Below are 19178 nucleotides of genomic sequence, written 5' to 3'. Positions count from 1 at the left end.
AGCCTGCGGATCGGCGAAACATGACTCCCGACAACTCGGGCGCCGCCCTGCGCCCGATATCAGGACGCCGCCTTGCCGCTCTGAGACCGGGCGGCCTTAGCGGCCACCGGCACGCCGCTTGACCGCAGCATCCAGCGGTGGCCGTCGCTGCGGAAGTCGGTGAGGCTCAACGGCTCGACATCGATGCTGCGGCAGGCCGCAAGCGGCGCGCCGAGCACATGGACGATCGCCGCTCGGATGACGCCGGCATGGGTCACCGCGATGGTGTGGCCGCTCGTCTGCATCATTCCGTCCATGAGGCGCGCGGCGCGGCGCGCGACATCGGCCAGCGACTCGCCGCCATGCGGCGCGGCCTCGGCATCGCCGAGCCAGGCGGCGATGCCATCCGGCTCAAGCGCCTGGACGTCCTCAAAGCTCCGGCCCGCCCAGCTGCCGAAGTCCTGCTCCGCCAGCAGCGGCTCGACCGACGGTTTGAGCGCCATGGCTTCGGCGGTCTGGCGGGCGCGCAGCGCCGGGCTCACCCAGACCCGGTCGGCGCGGCGCAGGCCCATCGTTTCGGCAAGCGCCAGGGATCGCGGCTCCAACGCCTCATCCAGGTGGAACGACCCCTTGCGCGTGGCAGGCGTGGCGCCACTGCAGATCATGGTCAGGCGTACAAGCATGAGAAAAGACTGCCTCTTTCCGAGCCGCTGAGGCCGGCGACTTCTTGGTTGCGCCGCCCCTACAAGGCGATCGCGTGTAGAGGATCACGGTTCGTGACGGTTTCGGCCGGCAAAATAGCTTGCCAACGATACGGGCCCAACGATACGGGCCCAACGATGCCGGCCAACGATGCCGGATTGAAAGCCGGTGTAAATCGGCACGCTCGCGCCACTGTGACCGGCATCTGCCGAAAGTCCAGGCCTTCTCCCGCAGCCAGGGGTTGGCAGGACCACCAACTCTTCAGCACCTTTCGGGCGCCGTTTGCGTTTGCGCATGGATCGACACGGGCCGGTCACCGCGCCCGCATCAGCCGGTGGTTTTTTTCTAACAAGTGCTTCTTGCTTGGAAGGATTTAACTCTACAAGAATGATAGAATTAGCTGACTATGAACAGGCATCCGCTTTTTCTCATTTTTCATGGAGCCTTTCATGTCCAGCATTTCGCGACGCATTGTCCTCCTGTCGTCGGCAGCTTTGGCGGGTGCGGCCTTCCTCGGCCCGGCCCAGGCGCAGGACCTCAACATCACCATCGGCTACCAGACGGTGGTCGAACCTTCCAAAGTAGCGCAGGCCGACGGCGCCTATGAAAAGGCGACCAAGGCCACGATCGACTGGCGCAAATTCGATTCCGGCGCCGATGTCATCGCCGCCGTCGCATCCGGTTCGGTCGATATCGGCTATGTCGGCTCGAGTCCGCTGGCCGCGGCCGCCAGCCGCGAACTGCCGATCCAGACCATCTTTGTCGTCGGCCTGATCGGCCAGTCCGAAGCGCTGGTCGCCCGCAACGGATCCGGCATCGAGAAGATCGCCGACCTCGCCGGCAAGAAGGTGGCGGTGCCGTTCGTGTCGACCACGCATTACAGCCTGCTTGCGGCGCTGAAGCACGACAACGTCGACCCGAAGTCGGTCGAAATCCTTAATCTCAGGCCACCGGAAATAGCCGCCGCCTTCGCCCGCGGCGACATAGACGCGGCCTATGTCTGGGATCCGGCGCTCGGCCAGATCAAGACGACAGGCAAGGTGGTGCTGGATTCCTCGCAGGTTGCCGCCTGGGGCGCGCCGACCTTCGACGCCTGGATCGTGCGCACCGACTTCGCCGAAAAGAACCCGGACGCCGTGCGCGATTTCGTCAAGGTGACCGGCGAATCCTATGCCCAGTTCCTGGCCAAGCCCGAGGCATGGTCGGTTTCGTCGCCGGAAGCGGCCAAGATCGCCAAGATCACCGGCGCCAAACTGGAAGAGGTGCCGCAGCTCCTCAAGGGTTACGTCTTCCCGACATTGGAGGAGCAGGCTTCCGACAAATTCCTCGGCGGCGGCACGGTCAAGGCGATCGAGGCAGCTTCGGCCTTCCTCAAGGAGCAGGGCAAGATCGACGCCGTGCTGCCCGACTATTCGAAATACGTGTCGTCGAAATACGTGACCGAGGCTCTGGCCTCGAACTGACAGCTGAGTTTTAGGGCGTCCTTTTCGTGCCCCAGCGGCACGCGGCGCTTTAGTGACACGCGCGGTTCTTCTTCCCTGACGCCGCGTGCTGCCTGTCCCGGATCCGCTTAACGAGGGCCGGGGCAGGCTGATTTTCTTCCGGAGCCCCTTTTCATGCCGCATCTCGTACTCGACCCGCATCTCGTACTCGACAAGGTCTCGGTTCACTATGACGGCCAGGCAACGCCGGCGGTCGACCGAGTTTCCATCGATGTCGCCAAGGGTGATTTCGTCGTGCTGGTCGGCCGCTCCGGCTGCGGCAAGACCTCGCTGCTCAATGTCGCCGCCGGCCTGGTCGAGCCCGCGCGCGGTGTCGCCACGATCGGCGGCCGGCCGATCACCGGGCCGGGCTCCGACCGGGCGGTCGTGTTCCAGAACGATGCGCTGTTTCCCTGGCTGACGGCGCGGGAAAACGTCGCCTTTGCGCTCAGGCTGCGCGGCGTGCCGCAAGCGGAGCGGGCGCGTCGCGCCGACGAATTGCTGGTACTGGTCAAGCTCGACGGCGTCGGCGACAAGCGCATATGGGAATTGTCCGGCGGCATGCGCCAGCGCGTCGGCCTCGCCCGTGCACTCGCCGCCGAACCGGAATTCCTGCTGCTCGACGAACCGCTCGGCGCGCTCGATGCGCTGACGCGCGAGCGCATGCAGACGACGCTGCTCGACCTGTGGACCGCAAGCCGGGTTGGCGTGCTGATGGTCACGCACGGCATCGAGGAGGCGCTGGTGCTGGCCACAAGCATCGTCGTGCTGGCGCCGGGACCTGGCCATGTGGTGCGGACATTCAAGACCGGTTTCAGCCGGCGCTATGCCGCAGGCGAGCCGATCCGCGCCATCAAGGCCGATCCGGCCTTTGCCGCGGCGCGCGGCGAACTGACCGACGCGATCTTCGAAGGAGAGGTGGCATGAGCGTCACCTCCTACAGCGAGCGGCCGGCCGTCGCAACCGGCGAGGCCGATGCCCTTTCGGTCCCGTGGTCGCGGCCGGTGCGGAAGCGGCGCAGGGTTTCCTCGCGGGCGATCAGCGCCGTCACCATCCTGGTCGTGCTGGCGGCATGGGCGCTGTCTGCGCGCCTGCAACTGGTGTCGCCGGTGTTCTTGCCGTCGCCCGCCGCCGTGTGGACCAAGTTCATCGTGGTGATCAAGGACGGCTTCGTCGACGCGACTTTGCTCCAGCATATCGTCGCCAGCCTCGGCCGCGTGTTCGCGGCGCTGCTCGCGGCCATCGTCATCGGCGTTCCGGTTGGGCTGGCTATCGGCATTTCGACGGTCGGGCGCGGCATCTTCGATCCCTTGCTCGAATTTTTGCGGCCGATCCCGCCGCTCGCCTATCTGCCGCTGGTCATCATCTGGTTCGGTATCGGCGAACCGTCAAAGATCCTGGTGATCGCCATTGCCATGCTGGCGCCGGTGGCGCTGTCGACGGCCTCGGGCGTGCGCGGTGTCTCAAAGGAGCGCATCGATGCGGCCCGTTCGCTTGGTGCGACGCAGCGCCAAGTGGTGCGCCATGTCATCCTGCCCAGCGCGCTGCCGTCGATCCTCACCGGCCTGCGCATCGCGCTCGGCGCCGGCTGGTCGACGCTGGTTGCAGCCGAGCTGGTGGCGGCAACGCGCGGCCTCGGCTTCATGATCCAGTCGGCCGCCCAGTTCCTGGTCACCGATGTCGTGGTGATGGGAATAGTGGTGATCGCGACAATAGCCTTCGTGCTGGAATTCATCATCCGCCGGATCGAGCGTCAGCTGGTTCCGTGGGCGGGAAAGGAATGAAACAAGTTTCTGCCGGTTTGACCGGCTGCTTCCCTTCGCAGCACGGCGACCGCCGATCCGGAACAGAAGGAGTGATGTCATGACCCAGTCCACCGCGGTGCTGTTCGCCCATCTCGGCAACTGGCTGCTCGCCTGGCGGGAGAACTCGTCGTGGCAGCCGCAGCCGAAATCGCCGGCCCCGGTGCAACTCGACGCCGAACGCGACCGCCTGCCGCCACGCGACGAGGGATTTTACTGGGCCTGGCAGTATTGGTCGCAGTGAGGTGATTGGCGCTCCTCGCCCCGTGAACGGCGAGAAAGAGGCTTTCTCGACCCGCCCGTAGAAAACAATTCCGTTCCGCCTATTCATCTCGCAAAATCGTTTCTCTACTAAGAGCGGCTGCGGCAAGAGTACGCTGTTGCGGCTGCTGGCCGGGCTCGATCGGCCAACCGCTGGATCCCTTACATTCGGGCCGGAGGCGAAGGCCGGCGCCGGCGAAGAGAGCCGCTTCATGTTCCAGGAGCCGCGGCTGTTGCCCTGGGCCAGCGTGGTGAAAAACGTCGAGGTCGGGCTGACCGGGCTTGCCACCGGTGCGGAAGCCAGGCGGCGCGCGCTCGCCATCCTGGGTGAAGTCGGCCTCGCCGACCGCGCCGACGAATGGCCCTCGGTGCTGTCGGGCGGCCAGAAGCAGCGCGTGGCGCTGGCGCGCGCCCTGATCGGCCAGCCTCGGATCCTGGCGCTCGACGAGCCGCTCGGCGCGCTCGATGCGCTGACCCGCATCGAAATGCAGCAGCTTCTGGAACGCATCTGGCTGGAGCAAAAATTCACCGCGGTGCTGGTCACGCATGACGTCGCCGAGGCGGTTGCGCTCGCCGACCGGGTGGTGGTGATCGAGGACGGCCGCATCGCGCTCGATCTCGACGTATCGGTGGCGCGGCCGCGCCGGCGCGGTTCGGTCGAGCTTGCCAGGCTGGAGGGCAGGATTCTGGATCAGCTGTTCGGGTAGTGCTGTCGCGGGCATTCTATCCGAACCGGATAGATAGGTAACAGAATGGACCGGCAATATGGGGTGGCTGTTTTCTTGCTCGCCGGGTTGGCCCTGTTTGCGACTGCGGGTTTGACCAGCGCCTTCCCCCACTCCGTCACCGCTTTGCGGCGCCACCTCTCCCCCCTCCGGAGGGAGAGGAAGGGAGCCAGGCCGCATAAATTCGCGCCCCTGCAAGGCTCGCGCCTTTCCTCTCCCCCGTCGATCGGGGGAGAGGTGTCGAGCGAAGCGAGCCCGAGTGGGGGTCGATCTGTGGCGGTCGACTTTCGTCGCAACTCACCCCGGCGAACGGCTCGCCCATACCAGCCCGGCGAAACCGACCAGCATGGTCACGATGCCGATATAGAGCCATTGCGACTGGCCGGTCATGAAGCTGCCGCCGACCACGCCAATGCCTTGCAGCGACCACAGCGCGCCGATGGCCAGTACGATCAGAGCCAGCAGATATTTGAACAGTCTCATCGTTGGAATCCCTTTTCAAAGTCGATCGTCAACTGCGCCATGACCGTGATGACAGAGCGAAAGGACGGCGCCCAATCGCGCTCTCTTCTACTTGTACTATAACGTCCTGCCTTGCTCACGGAATCTGTGAAACAGCTCGCAATATCGCCGGCGATACGGCCGCGCCACACGAAAGATGCCTGACAAACTGTTTCCCAGCGACTCCAAACGTGTGCCGGTGCCACGGAACTGCCTGATGCTTGCCGCATTTCCTGCCTTATTCGACACTTAACGGCTGGGGTCTGTCGAAAACGGAGCCAATCCCCCCAACATGAAGAAAACAAACCAGACCGCGCTTGTCGCGGTAACGATCGCGGCTGGCCTAATGGTCGGTGCATCCGCCTCCTCCGCCGCTGGCCAGTGCGGCCGCGCCTCCTGGTACGCACTGCATTCCAGGACCGCCAATGGCGAACGCATGAACCCGTCGGCGCTGACCGCCGCGCACCGCAGCCTGCCTTTCGGCACCAAGTTGAAAGTGACCAACCAGAATAATGGCCGCAGCGTCATCGTGCGCATCAACGACCGCGGCCCGTTCATCAAAGGGCGCGTGCTCGATCTGTCCAAGGGCGCCGCCGGCCAACTCGGCTTCATCGGCTCCGGCCATACCTCGGTGTGCATGGCGCGCGTCTAGATCTGTCCAAGTCCGGCCCGATCGGGCCGGACACATCCTGCCCCGTCGTCCAACAGCCTTGCATTTTGCAGTGCACATTGAGCCGGCTGCACCCGCCCAACGCGGTTTCTCAAGGCCTTGGACGAAAGATTGGCATATGTCACGCCACGTGACGTATTGCATCGCAGCAATATCTTGTTAACCTCCGCGCGAGACATTCAAGGCTCGGCGCTGTCCGTCGTCCCTTCGGTCACGGCAGCTGCGGAGTACCTGATGTTCTATCAGCTCTATGAAATGAACCATGCCGCCTTGCAGCCCGCGCGGCTTTATGCCGATGCAGTGCGGCTGTTCTACACCAACCCGCTCAATCCGTTTTCGCATACGCCGTGGGGCCGCTCGGTCGCCGCCACCGCCGAACTGTTCGAGCGCACGACGCGCCGCTACAGCAAGCCGCATTTCGGCCTGAGCAAGACCGTGGTCGACTGGAAGAGCGTCGAGGTCAGCGAAAAGACGGTGTGGTCGAAGCCGTTCTGCAATCTTACCCGCTTCGAGCGGTCGGTGCCCGCCGGGCGAAAGGCCGACCCCAAGCTTCTCATCGTGGCGCCGATGTCGGGCCATTATGCGACGCTGCTGCGCGGCACGGTCGAGGCGATGCTGCCCTATGCCGACGTGCACATCACCGACTGGGTCGATGCCCGCATGGTACCGGTGACTGACGGCCATTTCGACCTCGACGACTATATCGACTACATCATCGACATGCTGCATGCGCTGGGGCCGGACACCCATGTGATGGCGGTGTGCCAGCCTTCGGTGCCGGTGCTGGCAGCGGTGGCGCTGATGGAAAAGCGCGGCGATCCCTTCGTGCCCTCGACCATGACCCTGATGGGCGGGCCGATCGACACACGCCGCAACCCGACCGCGGTCAATCTTCTGGCCAAGGAAAAGGGCATCGACTGGTTCCGCGACAACGTCATCATGCATGCGCCATGGCCGGTGCTGGGCTTCGGCCGCGAGGTCTATCCGGGGTTCCTGCAGCTGTCGGGCTTCATGAGCATGAACCTCGACCGCCACATCACCGCCCACAAGGACTTCTTCATGCATCTGGTCAAGCATGACGGCGACAATGCCGAGAAGCACCGCGATTTCTACGACGAATATCTGGCGGTGATGGACCTGACGGCGGAATTCTATCTGCAGACCGTCGACACGGTGTTCGTGCGCCATGCGCTGCCCAAGGGCGAGATGACGCATCGCGGCGAGGTGGTCGACACCAAGGCGATCCGCAATGTCGCGCTGTTCACGGTCGAAGGCGAGAACGACGACATTTCCGGTCTCGGCCAGACCCAGGCCGCGCATGATCTCTGCCCCAACATCCCGGCTGACCGGCATGCGCATTACATGCAGCCGGCCGTCGGCCATTACGGCGTCTTCAACGGGTCGCGATTCCGCTCGGAGATCGTGCCGCGCATCGTCGATTTCATCACAAGCTACGGCCGCCAAACACGCGTAGCGGTGAAACCCAAGCTGGTCCGCTCCGCCAAAGGCTGAGGCTCGATCCGGCTGCAGCGTGCATTGCCCGCAAAAGCGAGGCGATTTTGCGCGCCACAGGCGTTCTGTTGCACAATAGACGCTGTTGGGCGGGCGCGGGTAACCATGCCGAAGAATCTGGCTCCCCCCATAATTGACACGGAGTGTAAATCCCCTTTAACCTTTCGTTAAGAACAAGGGCGAACGGGGACAATGACTTCCTCACCGATGGCACGGACGCTGCGCCTGTGGGCGGCAGCAGGGCTGGCGATCTCTGCATGCTGGGCGATGCCGGCACTTGCAGGCGGCGCCATGGCGACGGGCGGCATGACCTCGCAGCCGATCGGCCACTATGATTTCTGTAAAACCCAGCCCGGCGAATGCTCGATCCGGCCGAGCAACCTCAACCCCGCCGCGATGACCGACGCCTTCATGCGCAAGCTGATCAACGTGACGTCAAGGGTCAACGCCGCCGTCAAGCCGATGAGCGACTACGACATCTATGGCAAGGACGAGGTCTGGGCCTATCCCGACAAGGGCGTCGGCGATTGCGAAGACTATGTGCTGGAAAAACGCCGCCAGCTCTCGCGCTCGGGCGTGTCGCTGGCCGATCTCTTGATCACCGTCGTGCGCAAGCCGGACGGCGAAGGCCATGCCGTGCTGACCGTACGCACCGACAAGGGCGACTACGTCCTCGACAATCTGACCGACAAGGTGAAGATCTGGGACGCCACCGGCTATCGCTTCCTCAAGCGGCAGGCCATCGACAACACCGGCCGCTGGGTCTCGATCCGCGGCGGCCAGCAGGTGCTGGTCGGCGCGGTCCAGTAAATAAGGACGATGCATGTGAGCGCGTCGCTGCGAACAGCTTCGTCGGAAGCCCGCGGCTAATAACTTTCACGAGATAACCGCAAGTCGGCGCTGCCCCTCATTGCCCTGCCGGGCATTTCTCCCCGTATAGTGACGGGGAGAAAGATGCTGCCATCGGTGATTTCGCCAATCGTCAACGTTGCAAAATAGTCGCCGGCAGGCGGATGAGGGCAGCGCTGCCCTCGAAATCTTACCTCTCGAAACGCCTCCTCAAAAAATTTCGCTACCTGCGTGAACCAAACCGTCTCCAGCGGCGACACACAGCCGTAAACAGAAACCCAACCATGGAGACTTCAAATGACTGCTTTCCTGCGTAATGCTTTCCTCGCCGCCATCGCGGTATCGTCCCTGGCCGGATCCGCTATGGCCGACCAGACCGGCTGCGCCAAGAACAACCAGTGGGGCAATCGCTGTTGCGATCTCACCTCGGACTGCCTGGGTGGCGGTCGCGGCGGCGATCATGACAGCACTGGCGGCCGTGGCGGCCAGGCCGGCGCGAAGTAATCTCGCTATATGCCCGCTGGCTAACGGCCGGCGGGCATCGCCTTCAGGATGAAATGCCGGCGCTATTGATGAGCATTCGTGGCCTTGGCGCCGCCCTACTTACGCCGCTCCAGTGCCGCCCGGATCGAGCCGGTGATGCGGGCAAGCTCGGCTTCGTCCAGCTTCTCGATGTTTTCGGCCAACAGATTGGCCAACTCGGTGGCGGCAGGACTGAGGCCGGACGTATCGAGTCTCACCCGCGGATGTGAGGCCTCGGCCAGACGCGCCAGCTCTTCGGCATCGTCCCAGATGACGTTGAAATAGCCGATGATCTTCTGGATCAGCGTCCAGGTCGGCGCGCCGCGGCGGCCATGTTCCAGCGCCGACAAATAGGCGGCGCTGACTCCGATCGCCTGCGCCATGTCCTTCTGGCGCAAGCCGCGCTCGGCTCGAAGCGCCCGCAGTTTTTCGCCGAACGGCGTCATCAGCGGGTTCGCCTGAGTCGAACGTAGAGCGCGCCCGAACCGCCGTGGTTGCGGGCGGCGTGATCGTGGCTGGAGACCAGCGGCCGGAAGGCAGGCGTCGACAGCCAGGCAGGCACGGCGCGCCGCAAGACGCCGTCGCCGCCCGACGACGACCCTTTTCCCGTAATGACGAGGACATAGCGGATGCCGCCGGCATGGGCCCGGTGCAGGAACGAAAACAGCAGCGAATAGGCCTCGTCCTGGGTCATGCCATGCAGATCGACGCGGCCTTCGATCGGCAGCCGGCCCTTCTTCAGCTTGTCCAATGTCGGCTCGTCCAGCGCGTGCGATACATGCTGCGCCTTCGGCTTGGCGGCGAGGACCGGACCGACAGCGACCGGCGTCTGTGCCGGCCTAGGGTCTACGACGATGTCGGGAATCTCGACCGCGGTCCGGCCCTTCAGCGGTCGGGCGGTACGCGCCACCAGGTTCCACAGCACCCGATCGTCTTCGTTGAGTTTATCGGGGCGCTTGCTCATCGATTCGATTCCGAAACGAGAGCGCGTGGAACCAAGGCATAGAAATCGGCCGCATTGCGAACGACGCCGGCGATCTCGCCGGCCGCATCGCCGGAGCCGGCGAACAGATCGCCCCGCGCCGGCCCGATGATGGCCGAGCCGGTGTCCTGCGCAATCATCAGCCGCCGGAACGGTTTTCCGTCGAAGGCGGTCAGCGACGGAGCGTCGATGTAGAAGGGGGTACCGAATGTGTGCAGCAGCCGGTCGACCGCGAGCGAACGGCCCGGCGTCAACGGCACCTTGGCGGCGGCGACAGGACCGAGTGCGGCATCGTCGACATCGGCTTCGCGAAAGAAGATGTAGGAGCGGTTCTGCCAGAGGATCTCGTCGACGCGATCCGGATGCGCCCTGAACCAGGCGCGGATAGACTGCATCGTCACTTTTTCCAGTGGGATTTCGCCGAGTTCGGCGAGAATCTTCCCCGGACCGCTGAAACGTTGGCCGGATTTGGCGGCGTAGGTGACGCGGCAAAGCCGGCCGTCGGTCATCTTCAGCCTGGCCGCACCTTGCACATGGATGAAGAAGACGTCGACCTTGTCGGCAAGCCAGGCGATTTCCAGGCCTTGGCCGGCCAGCGCGCCTCTCTCGATCTCACTGCGGTCGAAATACTCCACCAGGCCCTGCGGCGTATCGCGGGCCAAGGCGAGATAGTCGTCCATCCCTCGAGGACGGTTGGCATCATCGATGTCGACGAGATCGGAAGGCCGCGCCAGTAGCGGCACCGTGAATTCATCCGTGCGCACTGGTGAAGCCTCGGCCTCGGGCTCGTAGAAGCCGGTGACCAGGCCGGGGTTTTCGGATCGAATCTGGACTGGTGCGAAATGGCGCTCGAAAAAACCCTTGGCCGCCGACCGATTCGCCGGCGAAACGGTGCGCGCCTCGTCATAAGCGCCGGCAAACGCGTCGAACCGGACGCCCAACGAACCGGTGCGGTAGGGCTTGTTCAGGACATGAAAGGCCGAACGGCGGAAGGCTTCGAAAGCGGGCAGATGGTCATCGGAATTCCAACCGGGAAGATCATCGAAGGACTTTTCCACGAAAAGCGGCGAGAGCGACACCTCAGCCTCGCCACTGCCCATGTTTGCCTGCATGTCGCTATCCCAAAAAAGCTGCCCGCGCCGGGCGACATGCATAGGCTCAGTCTTCTTCCTCGGTGGCGACCAGCTTCCAGTTCGGATCGCGCGAGCGTGTGTCGCGTGCGAAGGTCCAGACATCCTTGACCTCGGCCACCGTCTCGGGATCGCCATCGATGACGGCACCCGCCTTGTCGCGGGTCGCCGAAATCAGTTCGCTCACGATGCGCAGCGTGATGTGGGCCTCGCCGCCCTTCATCTCGGCCGAGACGATGTCGGCCTTGTCGATGCCGACGAAGGAGGACTGGATCTTTTCGGCTTTCGCCTCGCGGTCGCCAATCGCGGCAACGAAGCCGTCAAAAACCTCGCGCGACAACAGGTTCTTCAGCGTTTTGCGGTCGCCATCGGCATAGGCCATGACGATCATCTCATAAGCCATCTTGGCGCCGTCGACGAAGACTTTGGGGTCGAAGGAGGGATCATTATCCTTGATCGCGCGCAGGCCCTTGTTGAGGTCGGTGTCGGGCTTGGCGAAGGCATCGATGGCCGCATAGGTCTCGGCAGCCGTCTCGCCCTGCATGCGCTTGCGTGGCAGCGAAACCACATTTTCGGGCTTCTGGGTCGCGTCCTTCTCGGTGCGGCTGGCCGTGTACGGATCGAAGGGCGGGCGCTCGCTGCCCGTGCGGCGGCCAAGCACGTTGCGCAACTGGAAAAAGATCACCACCGCCGCAATCAGAAAGAAAATGGTGCCGAAGTCGAAGAATCCCATAACTTTCGCCAATCAATCCCTGACCTGGCCGGGACCGCCAGCCAATCGGGCGGCGGTCGCATGGCGTTAAACATGCAAAGCATATAGAACGCATGGCGCAATCATTCAAATCAAAGGCAGGCATACCTATCTAACGGCCTCAGTGCCAGCGGCGATTATGCGCCGCCCGGCAAACATGGAAACGATCGGTCTAGACTTGCGCATTTCCTTCCTTCCTCTGTTCCTGCTTGCGCTGCCGCTGCTGGAAATCGCCGGTTTCGTCATTGTCGGCCGCGAGGTCGGGGCGCTGGCGACGGTCGGCCTGGTGCTGGCTTCAAGCATTGCCGGCGTGCTTCTGCTCCGGCACCAGGGTTTTGGCGTCATGGCGCGGGTCCGCGCCGAGATGGCCGGCGGCGGCGACCCCAGCCGCCAGCTCGCGCATGGCGCCATGATCGTGGTCGCCGCGATCCTGTTGATCATCCCCGGCTTCATTACCGATATTATCGGCCTGCTGCTGTTCCTGCCGCCGGTGCGCGACCTTGCCTGGCGCAGGCTCAAGGGCCGCATCGTCGTCGCGACCGATTTCACCGCCGGCGGTTTTCGCGGCAGGTCGCGCGACAAGGTCATCGACCTCGACGACGGCGACTATTCGCGCGAGGACGATTTCAACCGCGGTCCCGACCATAACTCGCCGTGGCGCCGCCTGAAGGACGACTGAATGTCGCCTTGAGGACGACTGACTATTGACCCCTTCCGGCCTGAAGGCGGCAAACCTTGTCTTGTCTTGCCGACCATGCTAGCCAACGCCCGATTTCAATTCGGTCAGCGCTGCTGTCCAGGCAAAAGGAACAAGGCTCATGGCCAGCAAAGATGACGCGCCGGTCGGCGCCGCCAACGGCAACGGCGAAACGGCGCAGCCGTCGCTCAACGTGCTTGCCCAGTATGTGAAGGACCTGTCCTTCGAAAGCCCCGGCGCGCCGAACTCGCTGCGCGGCCGCGACAAGGCCCCCGGCATCGCGATCAACGTCAATGTCAATGCCAACCCGCTCTCCGACAAGCAGTTCGACGTCAATCTGACCTTGAACGCCAAGGCGTCCTTCGACCAGGAAGTGCTGTTCAATGTCGAACTGGTCTATGGCGGCGTATTTGCCATCGCCGGCTTCCCGCAGGAGCACATGCTGCCGATCCTGTTCATTGAATGCCCGCGGCTTTTGTTCCCGTTCGCCCGCCAGATCATCGCCGAAGCCACCCGCAATGGCGGCTTCCCGCCCCTGATGCTCGACCCGATCGATTTCGCCCAGATGTTCCAGCAGAAGCTGGCAGAGGACCAGGCGGCATCGAAGGTCAAGGTGAGCTGAAGGCAAGCGTCACGCGCATGAGTTGAAAGCCCGGCTTCGTGCCGGGCTTTTTGTATACTGAGATGCTGGCGGGACAGCACCCCCCTCTGCCTTGCCAGGCATCTCCCCCTCAGGGGGGGAGATTGGCCGTCATCGCGACCTTCGCCAACTTTAGAGGTTGCAGGAATGGGCTGGAGCGGCGAAGCTGCTGATCTCCCCCCTTGAGGGGGAGATGGCCGGCAGGCCAGAGAGGGGTGTGACGGAACGCTACCTCCGCGATCCGTTCACCCCGCCGCCACCTTCAGCCACAGCGCCTTTTCACCGAGCGTCGCCACCAGCCCCGCATGCGCCGCTCGCTCGCCCTGGGTCAGGCGCGGCGGCAGGGCAATTGGCCTGGCGGCGATCGAGATGTCGATATCGGCAACGTCGCCATTGCTGTTGAGCTGCACCACGACGGCGTCGAGGACAAGTGCGGCCTGCTTGCCGCCGATGAGTTCGATGTAGACTTCGGCCAGGAGCTCGGAATCGAGCAGCGCGCCGTGCTTGGTGCGGTGGCCGTTGTCGATGCCGTAGCGGCGGCAGAGCGCGTCGAGCGAATTGGGTCCCATAGGGTGCTTGCGCCGCGCCAGCGCCAGCGTGTCGACGACGCGCCCGGTGTCTATGGCCGGCTGGCCGAGCCGCCCGAATTCCGTGTTGAGGAAGCCGATGTCGAAATTGGCGTTGTGGGCGACGAGCTTGGCGCCGTCGGTGAAGGCGAGCCATTCCTCGGCGATTTCGGCAAAGGTCGGCTTGCCGACGAGGTCGGCGGCGCTGATGCCGTGCACGGCTTGCGCCTCGACATGGACGGCGCGCCCCTGCGGATTGATGAATTTGTGGAAGGTGCGGCCGGTCGGGAAGCGGTTGACCAGCTCGACGCCACCAAGCTCGATGATGCGGTCGTCGCGCATGTCGAGTCCGGTGGTTTCGGTATCGAAAATGATCTCACGCATAGAATCAACCCACTCCTGGAGGAGTAGAATCATGGAGCGGAACAAAATGGCAATGGGCAATGCCGACAGCCTGCCGTCAGGAGCCTGATGGGCGCGACTTATCCCCCAGGAGTTAGCAGGCGAGTTCAGCGCCCTGAGAGCTCGGCAATGATCGCGCCGACCGCGGTGCGGGCGGCGTCCATGCCTTCGCCGGTGTCGATGACGAAATCGGCCTGCCGGCGCTTTTCGGCGTCGGGCACCTGCTTGGCCAGGATTGCCGCCAGCTTTTCCTCACTCATGTCAGGACGCGCCAGCACGCGGGCGCGCTGGATTTCGGCCGGCGCGGTGACGACGACGACCTTGTCGACACGGTTGCGGCCGCCGGTTTCGAACAGCAGCGGAATGTCGAGCACGACGAGCGGCGCGCCGGCGGCGCGGTGCCTTGCCAGAAAGGCATCGGCATCGGCCCGCACCAGCGGATGGACGATCGTCTCCAATGTCTTCAGCGCAGCAGCGTTGCCGAGCACGCGGCGCGCCAACTCGGTGCGGTCGACCGAACCGGCAATCACGGTGCCGGGAAAGGCCGCCTCGACGAGAGGTGCTGCCTTGCCGGCATAGAGGCGATGCACGGTCTCGTCGGAGTCATGCACCGGCACGCCGGCGTCGACGAACATTTTCGCCGTCGTCGACTTGCCCATGCCGATCGATCCGGTGAGGCCGAGCACGGTCATCATTTGGCGCCCATCATTTGCGACCCATCATTTGGCGAGGATGTCGGCGACGATCATCTGTCGCAACTCAGGCGTGACCTGTGGCATCTTGCCGAACCAGCGTTCGAAACCGGGCACAGCCTGGTGCAACAGCATGCCGAGCCCGTCGACTGTCTTCAAATTTCTCCCGCGGGCAGCGGCAAGCAGCGGTGTTTCCAGCGGCACATAGACGATGTCTGCGACAATGGCGTGAGCTGGCAGGCAGGCCGGATCGGCGGCCAGCGTCGCATCGCCATGCATGCCAAGTGCCGTCGTGTTGATCAGCAAGCCGGCATCGCCAAGCAAGTCGCCGACCGCGCCATGCGCCGAAACGCCGGCGCCGAAGCGGTCGGCGAGTTCCTGCGCCCGCGCCAATGTGCGGTTGACGATGCGGATATCTTTGATGCCGCGCACTTTGAGCGCGTGGATGACCGCGCGCGACGCGCCGCCGGCGCCGAGCACCACGGCCGGAGCGTTTCTCTCCCAGCCCGGGGCATGCTCGTCGAGATTGCCGGCAAAGCCGATCCAGTCCGAATTGCCGCCCCACAGCACGCCGTCGTCCAGCCACAGCATGTTGACCGCGCCGATCATCTCCGCCGCCTGGTCGCGGCGCTCGACCCGGGCGAAGGCGACCTCCTTGTGCGGGATGGTGACGTTGCCGCCCTGGTAGCCATTGGCCTGGAGGGAAGAGAGGAACTCGGGGAAATCGGCCGGCGCGACATCGATCGCATGATAGCTGCCGTCGATGCCGTATGTGTTCAGCCAATAGCCGTGGATCTTCGGCGAGCGCGAATGCGCGATCGGATGGCCGGTGACGAAAGCTTTTTTCTCAACCATCGATGGCTCCGAGCGCACGCAATTCCGCCAGCACCGGTAACAGCGGCAGGCCGACAATGGTGAAATAATCGCCTTCGATCTTTTCGAACAGCTGGATGCCTTCGCCCTCGATCTGGTAGGCGCCGACGCTCGACAACGCCTTGGCGCCGACGCGGGCCAGGTGCCGGCCGACGAAGGCCGGATCGAGCTTGCGCATGGTAAGGCTGGCGATGCCGACATGGCGCCACAGCACCTTGCCGTTGCGGCAGAGCACGGCGGCGCTGTTCAGCTGATGCGTCTTGCCTGACAGCGCCAGCAGATGGCGGCGGGCGCCTTCCATGTCGGCCGGCTTGTGGAACACTTCATCTCCCAGTGACAAAGTCTGGTCGCAGCCGAGCACCAGGGCGCCCGGTCTGCGTTCGCTGACCTCGGTCGCCTTGGCTTCGGCGAGTATCAGGGCGACATCTTCCGGCGACACACCGCTGTCCTGCAACGGCGCCTCGAGCGCACGCTCGTCGACATCGGCAGGCACCGCTTCGATGCCGAGCCCGGCATTGATGAGCATTGCTTTGCGGAACGGGCTGCCGGAGGCAAGGATGATTTTTTCGGTCATGGGTTCTGGGCCTGGTCGATAGTGGTTGATTGGGGCAGGAGGTCGAGTTGCCATCCCATCATCTATTCTTCCCCCGCAGGGCAACAATGGCTGCCGCGGTCTCTTCGATCGAGCGGCGGCTGACGTCTATCATCGGCCAATTGTGGCGGGTGCAGATCTGGCGGGCATAGGCGAGCTCTTCGGCGATCGAGGCACGGTCGACATAATCGGTCGCTTCGTAGGTGCTGCTGTTGCCGAGCACGCGGTTCTGCCGGACATGCGAGATGCGTTCGGCGGTGGCGATCAGCCCGACGATCAGCGGCTTGGTGGCAGCGACCAGGCTTTCGGGCACCGGCACGCCGAGCACGATCGGGATGTTGGCGGTCTTGATGCCGCGGTTGGCGAGATAGATGCTGGTCGGCGTCTTCGATGTCCTGGAAATGCCGATCAGCACCACATCCGCGTCGTCCATATTGAGCGGCAGCTGGCCGTCATCATGCTCCATGGTGAAATTGAGTGCGTCGATACGGTGGAAATAATCGGCGTCGAGCACATGCTGGGCGCCGACGCGGCGGCCGGCCGGCGTGCCGAGATAGGACTGGAAGACGGTGAGGACCGGCTCCAGCACCGAAACACAGGGTAGCCCCATGGTGGCGCAGCGCTCGTCAATGCCGCGCGCCAGCTTCTGGTCGACGACGGTGTAGAGGATGATGCCCGGTTCCTCCTCTATGTCCTCGAAGACTTTCGCCACCTGCTTTTCGGTGCGGATGAGCGGATAGATATGCTCGATGGCGCGCGCATCCTTGTATTGCGCCGAGGCGGCGCGGCCGGCCGCCAGCAGCGTCTCGCCGGTGGCGTCGGAGATCAGGTGCAGGTGAAAGAAGCTCTGGGGTTTGTTCACAGGGGGCGCCTCAGGCTGTGGGCTTGTGTGGATAAATAGGGACCGCAAAGGCGACCGGCTGGAGGCGACTGTATCAGAAGGCCAGTTGTCCACAATTCGATGCGCTGTCAGCTTCACTGTGCGGCTGGGGACAAATCTGGGGACGGGCGTTTTTGCCAGCGCTTCATCCACAGAGGCGGTTTTTCAGCGGCTACGCCAAACCATTGACTCAAGTGATGGAATCCTGGTCATCCACACTCTTTGACAATCCCGCGGAAGAAACACGCGACAAAATGCTGGCTGGCCTTTTCCAGGGCAAAGCGGGACAGGTGACAACCACCGATACCAACAGACTCTTAGAATCAGAAGATTCTAGAAATAGACTATTTAATTACAGAGAAGGCAGGGAAGAGAGCGCTCAATGCCCGAGAACCGCATCGTGCTGGACGTGCTGAGAGGCGAGGCAGTGTTTCCGCCGCCGCTCTGGATGATGCGCCAGGCCGGGCGCTATTTGCCGGAGTACCGCGAGACCAGAAAGCGCGCCGGGTCCTTTCTCGATCTTTGCTACAATCCTGATCTGGCCGTCGAGGTGACGCTGCAGCCGATCGAGCGCTTTGGCTTCGATGCCTCGATCCTGTTCTCGGACATTCTGGTCGTGCCGCATGCGCTGGGGCGCGATGTCCGCTTTGAGGAGGGCCGCGGGCCGCTGCTGACGCCAATCACTGCAGCTGAGATTTCGGCTCTCAACGGCGAAACGTTTCACGTGAATCTCGAACCGGTCTACGAGACGGTTCGCCGGCTGCGGGCAAGATTGCCTGACGAGACCACGCTGATCGGCTTCTGCGGCGCGCCGTGGACGGTGGCGACCTACATGATCGCTGGCCACGGCACACCCGACCAAGCGCCGGCGCGGCTGTTTGCCTATCGCGAACCGACGGCCTTCAAGCATCTCCTGAAAGTGCTCGCCGATAACTCCGCGGCCTATTTGATCCGCCAGATCGAAGCCGGTGCCGACGTGGTGCAGATTTTCGATTCCTGGTCCGGCGTGCTTGATGATGCGTCTTTCGAGCAGTTCTGCGTGCAGCCGGTGGCGGAGATTGTCGGCCAGGTTCGTGCGGTTCATCCCGATGTACCGATCATCGGCTTTCCCAAGGGCGCCGGCGCCCGCTACGAGACCTATCGTGAGAAGACCGGTGTGACGGGGCTGGGGATCGACTGGACCGTGCCCCTGGCGGCTGCGAACGAACTGCAGCATTCAGGGGCGGTCCAGGGCAACCTCGATCCCTTGCGCCTGGTGGCCGGCGGCAAAGCCCTGTCGGACGGCGTTGATGCGATCCTCAAGGCGCTGGGAGACGGACCGCTGATCTTCAATCTCGGCCATGGCATCACGCCGGAGACGCCGGTGGCACATGTCGAGGCGATGGTGAAGCAGGTGCGGAGCGCGACACGCTGATGGCTCAATCGGATAATACGGGCGGCAACAGCACTCGTGGGGCGATGATGCGCATGACCATCGGCATCGGAGTGCTGGTTGTTCTCACCGCACTTTTGTTTTTCTTTGCGCCTGAGGGTTTCTATCCCTGGGCGAAGGCAATCCATATCCTGGCCGTCATCTCCTGGATGGCCGGCATGCTCTATCTGCCGCGATTGCTGGTCTACCACGCCGACGCAGAGAAGGGGTCCGTCCAATCGGAGACCTTCAAGGTGATGGAGCGGCGTCTGCTGCGCGGCATCATCAATCCGGCGATGATCGTCACCTGGGTGTTCGGGCTTTGGCTTGCCTGGAAAGTGTTTGGCTTTCACGGCGGCTGGCTGCACGCCAAGATAGGCTTGGTGCTGTTGCTGTCGGGCGTGCATGGCTATCTGGCCGGTGCTGTCAGGAAATTCGCCGAGGACCGCAATGAAAAACCGGCGCGGCACTGGCGAATCGTCAACGAGATCCCCACATTGCTGATGATCGCCATCGTCATCCTGGTTGTCGTCAAGCCGTTCTAGGCCCATTTCGGTC

The 19178-nt window shown here is 63.6% G+C and carries 23 protein-coding genes and 1 pseudogene; 13 read left to right on the top strand and 11 right to left on the bottom strand.

What is annotated here, in order from left to right; translation table 11 throughout:
• Positions 1-59: 59 nt before the first annotated feature.
• A complete protein-coding gene (locus tag NKH38_RS09215; RefSeq protein WP_023692933.1) occupies positions 60-662 on the bottom strand; it encodes a histidine phosphatase family protein in 603 nt (200 codons plus the stop codon).
• A gap of 468 nt (positions 663-1130) precedes the next feature.
• On the opposite strand from NKH38_RS09215, the gene tauA reads away from it, so the two are divergent.
• From tauA to NKH38_RS09190, 5 genes and pseudogenes are all read left to right on the top strand, one after another.
• Positions 1131-2144 carry a taurine ABC transporter substrate-binding protein gene (gene tauA / locus NKH38_RS09210; protein WP_023692932.1) on the top strand — a complete coding sequence of 338 codons (1014 nt, stop codon included), beginning with the start codon at positions 1131-1133 and terminating at the stop codon, positions 2142-2144.
• A gap of 153 nt (positions 2145-2297) precedes the next feature.
• Entirely contained in the window at positions 2298-3089 is a 792-nt protein-coding gene (locus tag NKH38_RS09205; RefSeq protein ID WP_023692931.1) for a taurine ABC transporter ATP-binding protein, read from the top strand.
• A complete protein-coding gene (locus NKH38_RS09200; RefSeq protein ID WP_352759749.1) occupies positions 3086-3946 on the top strand; it encodes an ABC transporter permease subunit in 861 nt (286 codons plus the stop codon). Before NKH38_RS09205 ends, NKH38_RS09200 begins: the two co-directional genes overlap by 4 nt.
• Positions 3947-4025: 79 nt before the next feature.
• A complete protein-coding gene (locus NKH38_RS09195) occupies positions 4026-4208 on the top strand; it encodes a hypothetical protein (protein WP_023692929.1) in 183 nt (60 codons plus the stop codon).
• Between the two features lie 109 nt (positions 4209-4317).
• A pseudogene (locus tag NKH38_RS09190) lies at positions 4318-4932 on the top strand (ATP-binding cassette domain-containing protein); the annotation flags it as partial.
• A 315-nt stretch (positions 4933-5247) separates the two neighbouring features.
• Here NKH38_RS09190 and NKH38_RS09185 read toward each other — a convergent pair.
• Positions 5248-5433, bottom strand: coding sequence for a hypothetical protein (locus NKH38_RS09185; protein WP_023750996.1), 186 nt, complete (start codon positions 5431-5433; stop codon positions 5248-5250).
• Positions 5434-5743: 310 nt separating this feature from the next.
• Here NKH38_RS09185 and NKH38_RS09180 point away from each other — a divergent pair, with 310 nt between their 5' ends.
• The 4 genes from NKH38_RS09180 to NKH38_RS09165 all read left to right on the top strand — a co-directional run bounded on the left by NKH38_RS09180 (position 5744) and on the right by NKH38_RS09165 (position 8986).
• The gene (locus NKH38_RS09180; RefSeq protein WP_023672096.1) at positions 5744-6103 is read left to right on the top strand and encodes a septal ring lytic transglycosylase RlpA family protein; all 360 of its coding nucleotides are present in this window, start codon (positions 5744-5746) and stop codon (positions 6101-6103) included.
• Positions 6104-6355: 252 nt separating this feature from the next.
• Complete coding sequence (locus tag NKH38_RS09175) at positions 6356-7633, top strand: polyhydroxyalkanoate depolymerase (protein WP_352759753.1); 1278 nt, start codon at positions 6356-6358, stop codon at positions 7631-7633.
• Between the two features lie 192 nt (positions 7634-7825).
• Positions 7826-8443 (top strand): transglutaminase-like cysteine peptidase, encoded by a 618-nt coding sequence (locus NKH38_RS09170; RefSeq protein WP_352759756.1) that lies wholly within the window; start codon positions 7826-7828, stop codon positions 8441-8443.
• Positions 8444-8779: 336 nt separating this feature from the next.
• Positions 8780-8986, top strand: coding sequence for a hypothetical protein (locus tag NKH38_RS09165; protein WP_023672099.1), 207 nt, complete (start codon positions 8780-8782; stop codon positions 8984-8986).
• Positions 8987-9081: 95 nt separating this feature from the next.
• Here the strand turns inward: NKH38_RS09165 and NKH38_RS09160 are convergent, their stop codons facing one another.
• From NKH38_RS09160 to NKH38_RS09145, 4 genes are all read right to left on the bottom strand, one after another.
• Entirely contained in the window at positions 9082-9450 is a 369-nt protein-coding gene (locus NKH38_RS09160) for a helix-turn-helix domain-containing protein (RefSeq protein ID WP_023672100.1), read from the bottom strand.
• Complete coding sequence (locus NKH38_RS09155) at positions 9450-9968, bottom strand: Smr/MutS family protein (RefSeq protein WP_023710324.1); 519 nt, start codon at positions 9966-9968, stop codon at positions 9450-9452. Before NKH38_RS09155 ends, NKH38_RS09160 begins: the two co-directional genes overlap by 1 nt.
• Positions 9965-11065, bottom strand: a complete 1101-nt coding sequence (gene mltA, locus NKH38_RS09150; protein ID WP_352759811.1) for a murein transglycosylase A — start codon at positions 11063-11065, stop codon at positions 9965-9967. The genes NKH38_RS09155 and mltA overlap by 4 nt, the downstream gene beginning before the upstream one ends.
• 79 nt (positions 11066-11144) lie before the next feature.
• Complete coding sequence (locus tag NKH38_RS09145) at positions 11145-11849, bottom strand: Tim44/TimA family putative adaptor protein (RefSeq protein ID WP_352759761.1); 705 nt, start codon at positions 11847-11849, stop codon at positions 11145-11147.
• A 196-nt stretch (positions 11850-12045) separates the two neighbouring features.
• On the opposite strand from NKH38_RS09145, the gene NKH38_RS09140 reads away from it, so the two are divergent.
• On the top strand, positions 12046-12546 hold the full coding sequence (locus NKH38_RS09140; RefSeq protein WP_352655401.1) for an FxsA family protein: 501 nt from the start codon (positions 12046-12048) through the stop codon (positions 12544-12546).
• Between the two features lie 139 nt (positions 12547-12685).
• Positions 12686-13186 carry a protein-export chaperone SecB gene (gene secB / locus NKH38_RS09135; RefSeq protein ID WP_023672105.1) on the top strand — a complete coding sequence of 167 codons (501 nt, stop codon included), beginning with the start codon at positions 12686-12688 and terminating at the stop codon, positions 13184-13186.
• Positions 13187-13449: 263 nt separating this feature from the next.
• Here secB and dnaQ read toward each other — a convergent pair whose 3' ends face one another.
• The 5 genes from dnaQ to NKH38_RS09110 form a co-directional block, all read right to left on the bottom strand.
• Positions 13450-14154, bottom strand: a complete 705-nt coding sequence (dnaQ, locus tag NKH38_RS09130) for a DNA polymerase III subunit epsilon (RefSeq protein WP_023822335.1) — start codon at positions 14152-14154, stop codon at positions 13450-13452.
• 125 nt (positions 14155-14279) lie between these two features.
• Positions 14280-14864, bottom strand: coding sequence for a dephospho-CoA kinase (gene coaE / locus NKH38_RS09125; RefSeq protein ID WP_352759813.1), 585 nt, complete (start codon positions 14862-14864; stop codon positions 14280-14282).
• 27 nt (positions 14865-14891) lie between these two features.
• Positions 14892-15719: a shikimate dehydrogenase gene (locus NKH38_RS09120; protein WP_352759766.1), complete on the bottom strand. Its 828-nt coding sequence runs from the start codon at positions 15717-15719 to the stop codon at positions 14892-14894.
• Entirely contained in the window at positions 15712-16311 is a 600-nt protein-coding gene (locus tag NKH38_RS09115) for a Maf-like protein (RefSeq protein ID WP_023685039.1), read from the bottom strand. Before NKH38_RS09115 ends, NKH38_RS09120 begins: the two co-directional genes overlap by 8 nt.
• Positions 16312-16369: 58 nt before the next feature.
• Positions 16370-17308 (bottom strand): pyruvate, water dikinase regulatory protein, encoded by a 939-nt coding sequence (locus NKH38_RS09110; protein WP_502896583.1) that lies wholly within the window; start codon positions 17306-17308, stop codon positions 16370-16372.
• Between the two features lie 283 nt (positions 17309-17591).
• Here NKH38_RS09110 and hemE point away from each other — a divergent pair, with 283 nt between their 5' ends.
• Positions 17592-18623: a uroporphyrinogen decarboxylase gene (gene hemE / locus NKH38_RS09105; protein WP_352759770.1), complete on the top strand. Its 1032-nt coding sequence runs from the start codon at positions 17592-17594 to the stop codon at positions 18621-18623.
• Entirely contained in the window at positions 18623-19165 is a 543-nt protein-coding gene (gene hemJ, locus NKH38_RS09100) for a protoporphyrinogen oxidase HemJ (protein WP_023715711.1), read from the top strand. The genes hemE and hemJ overlap by 1 nt, the downstream gene beginning before the upstream one ends.
• The last annotated feature ends 13 nt before the right edge of the window (positions 19166-19178 follow it).

Origin of the sequence: Mesorhizobium sp. M1078 (genome assembly GCF_040318615.1) — a bacterium.
In the GTDB taxonomy this organism is placed as follows: domain Bacteria; phylum Pseudomonadota; class Alphaproteobacteria; order Rhizobiales; family Rhizobiaceae; genus Mesorhizobium.
The sequence above is the reverse complement of the archived record's forward strand: the minus strand, read 5'-3'. Positions and strand labels throughout refer to the sequence as shown.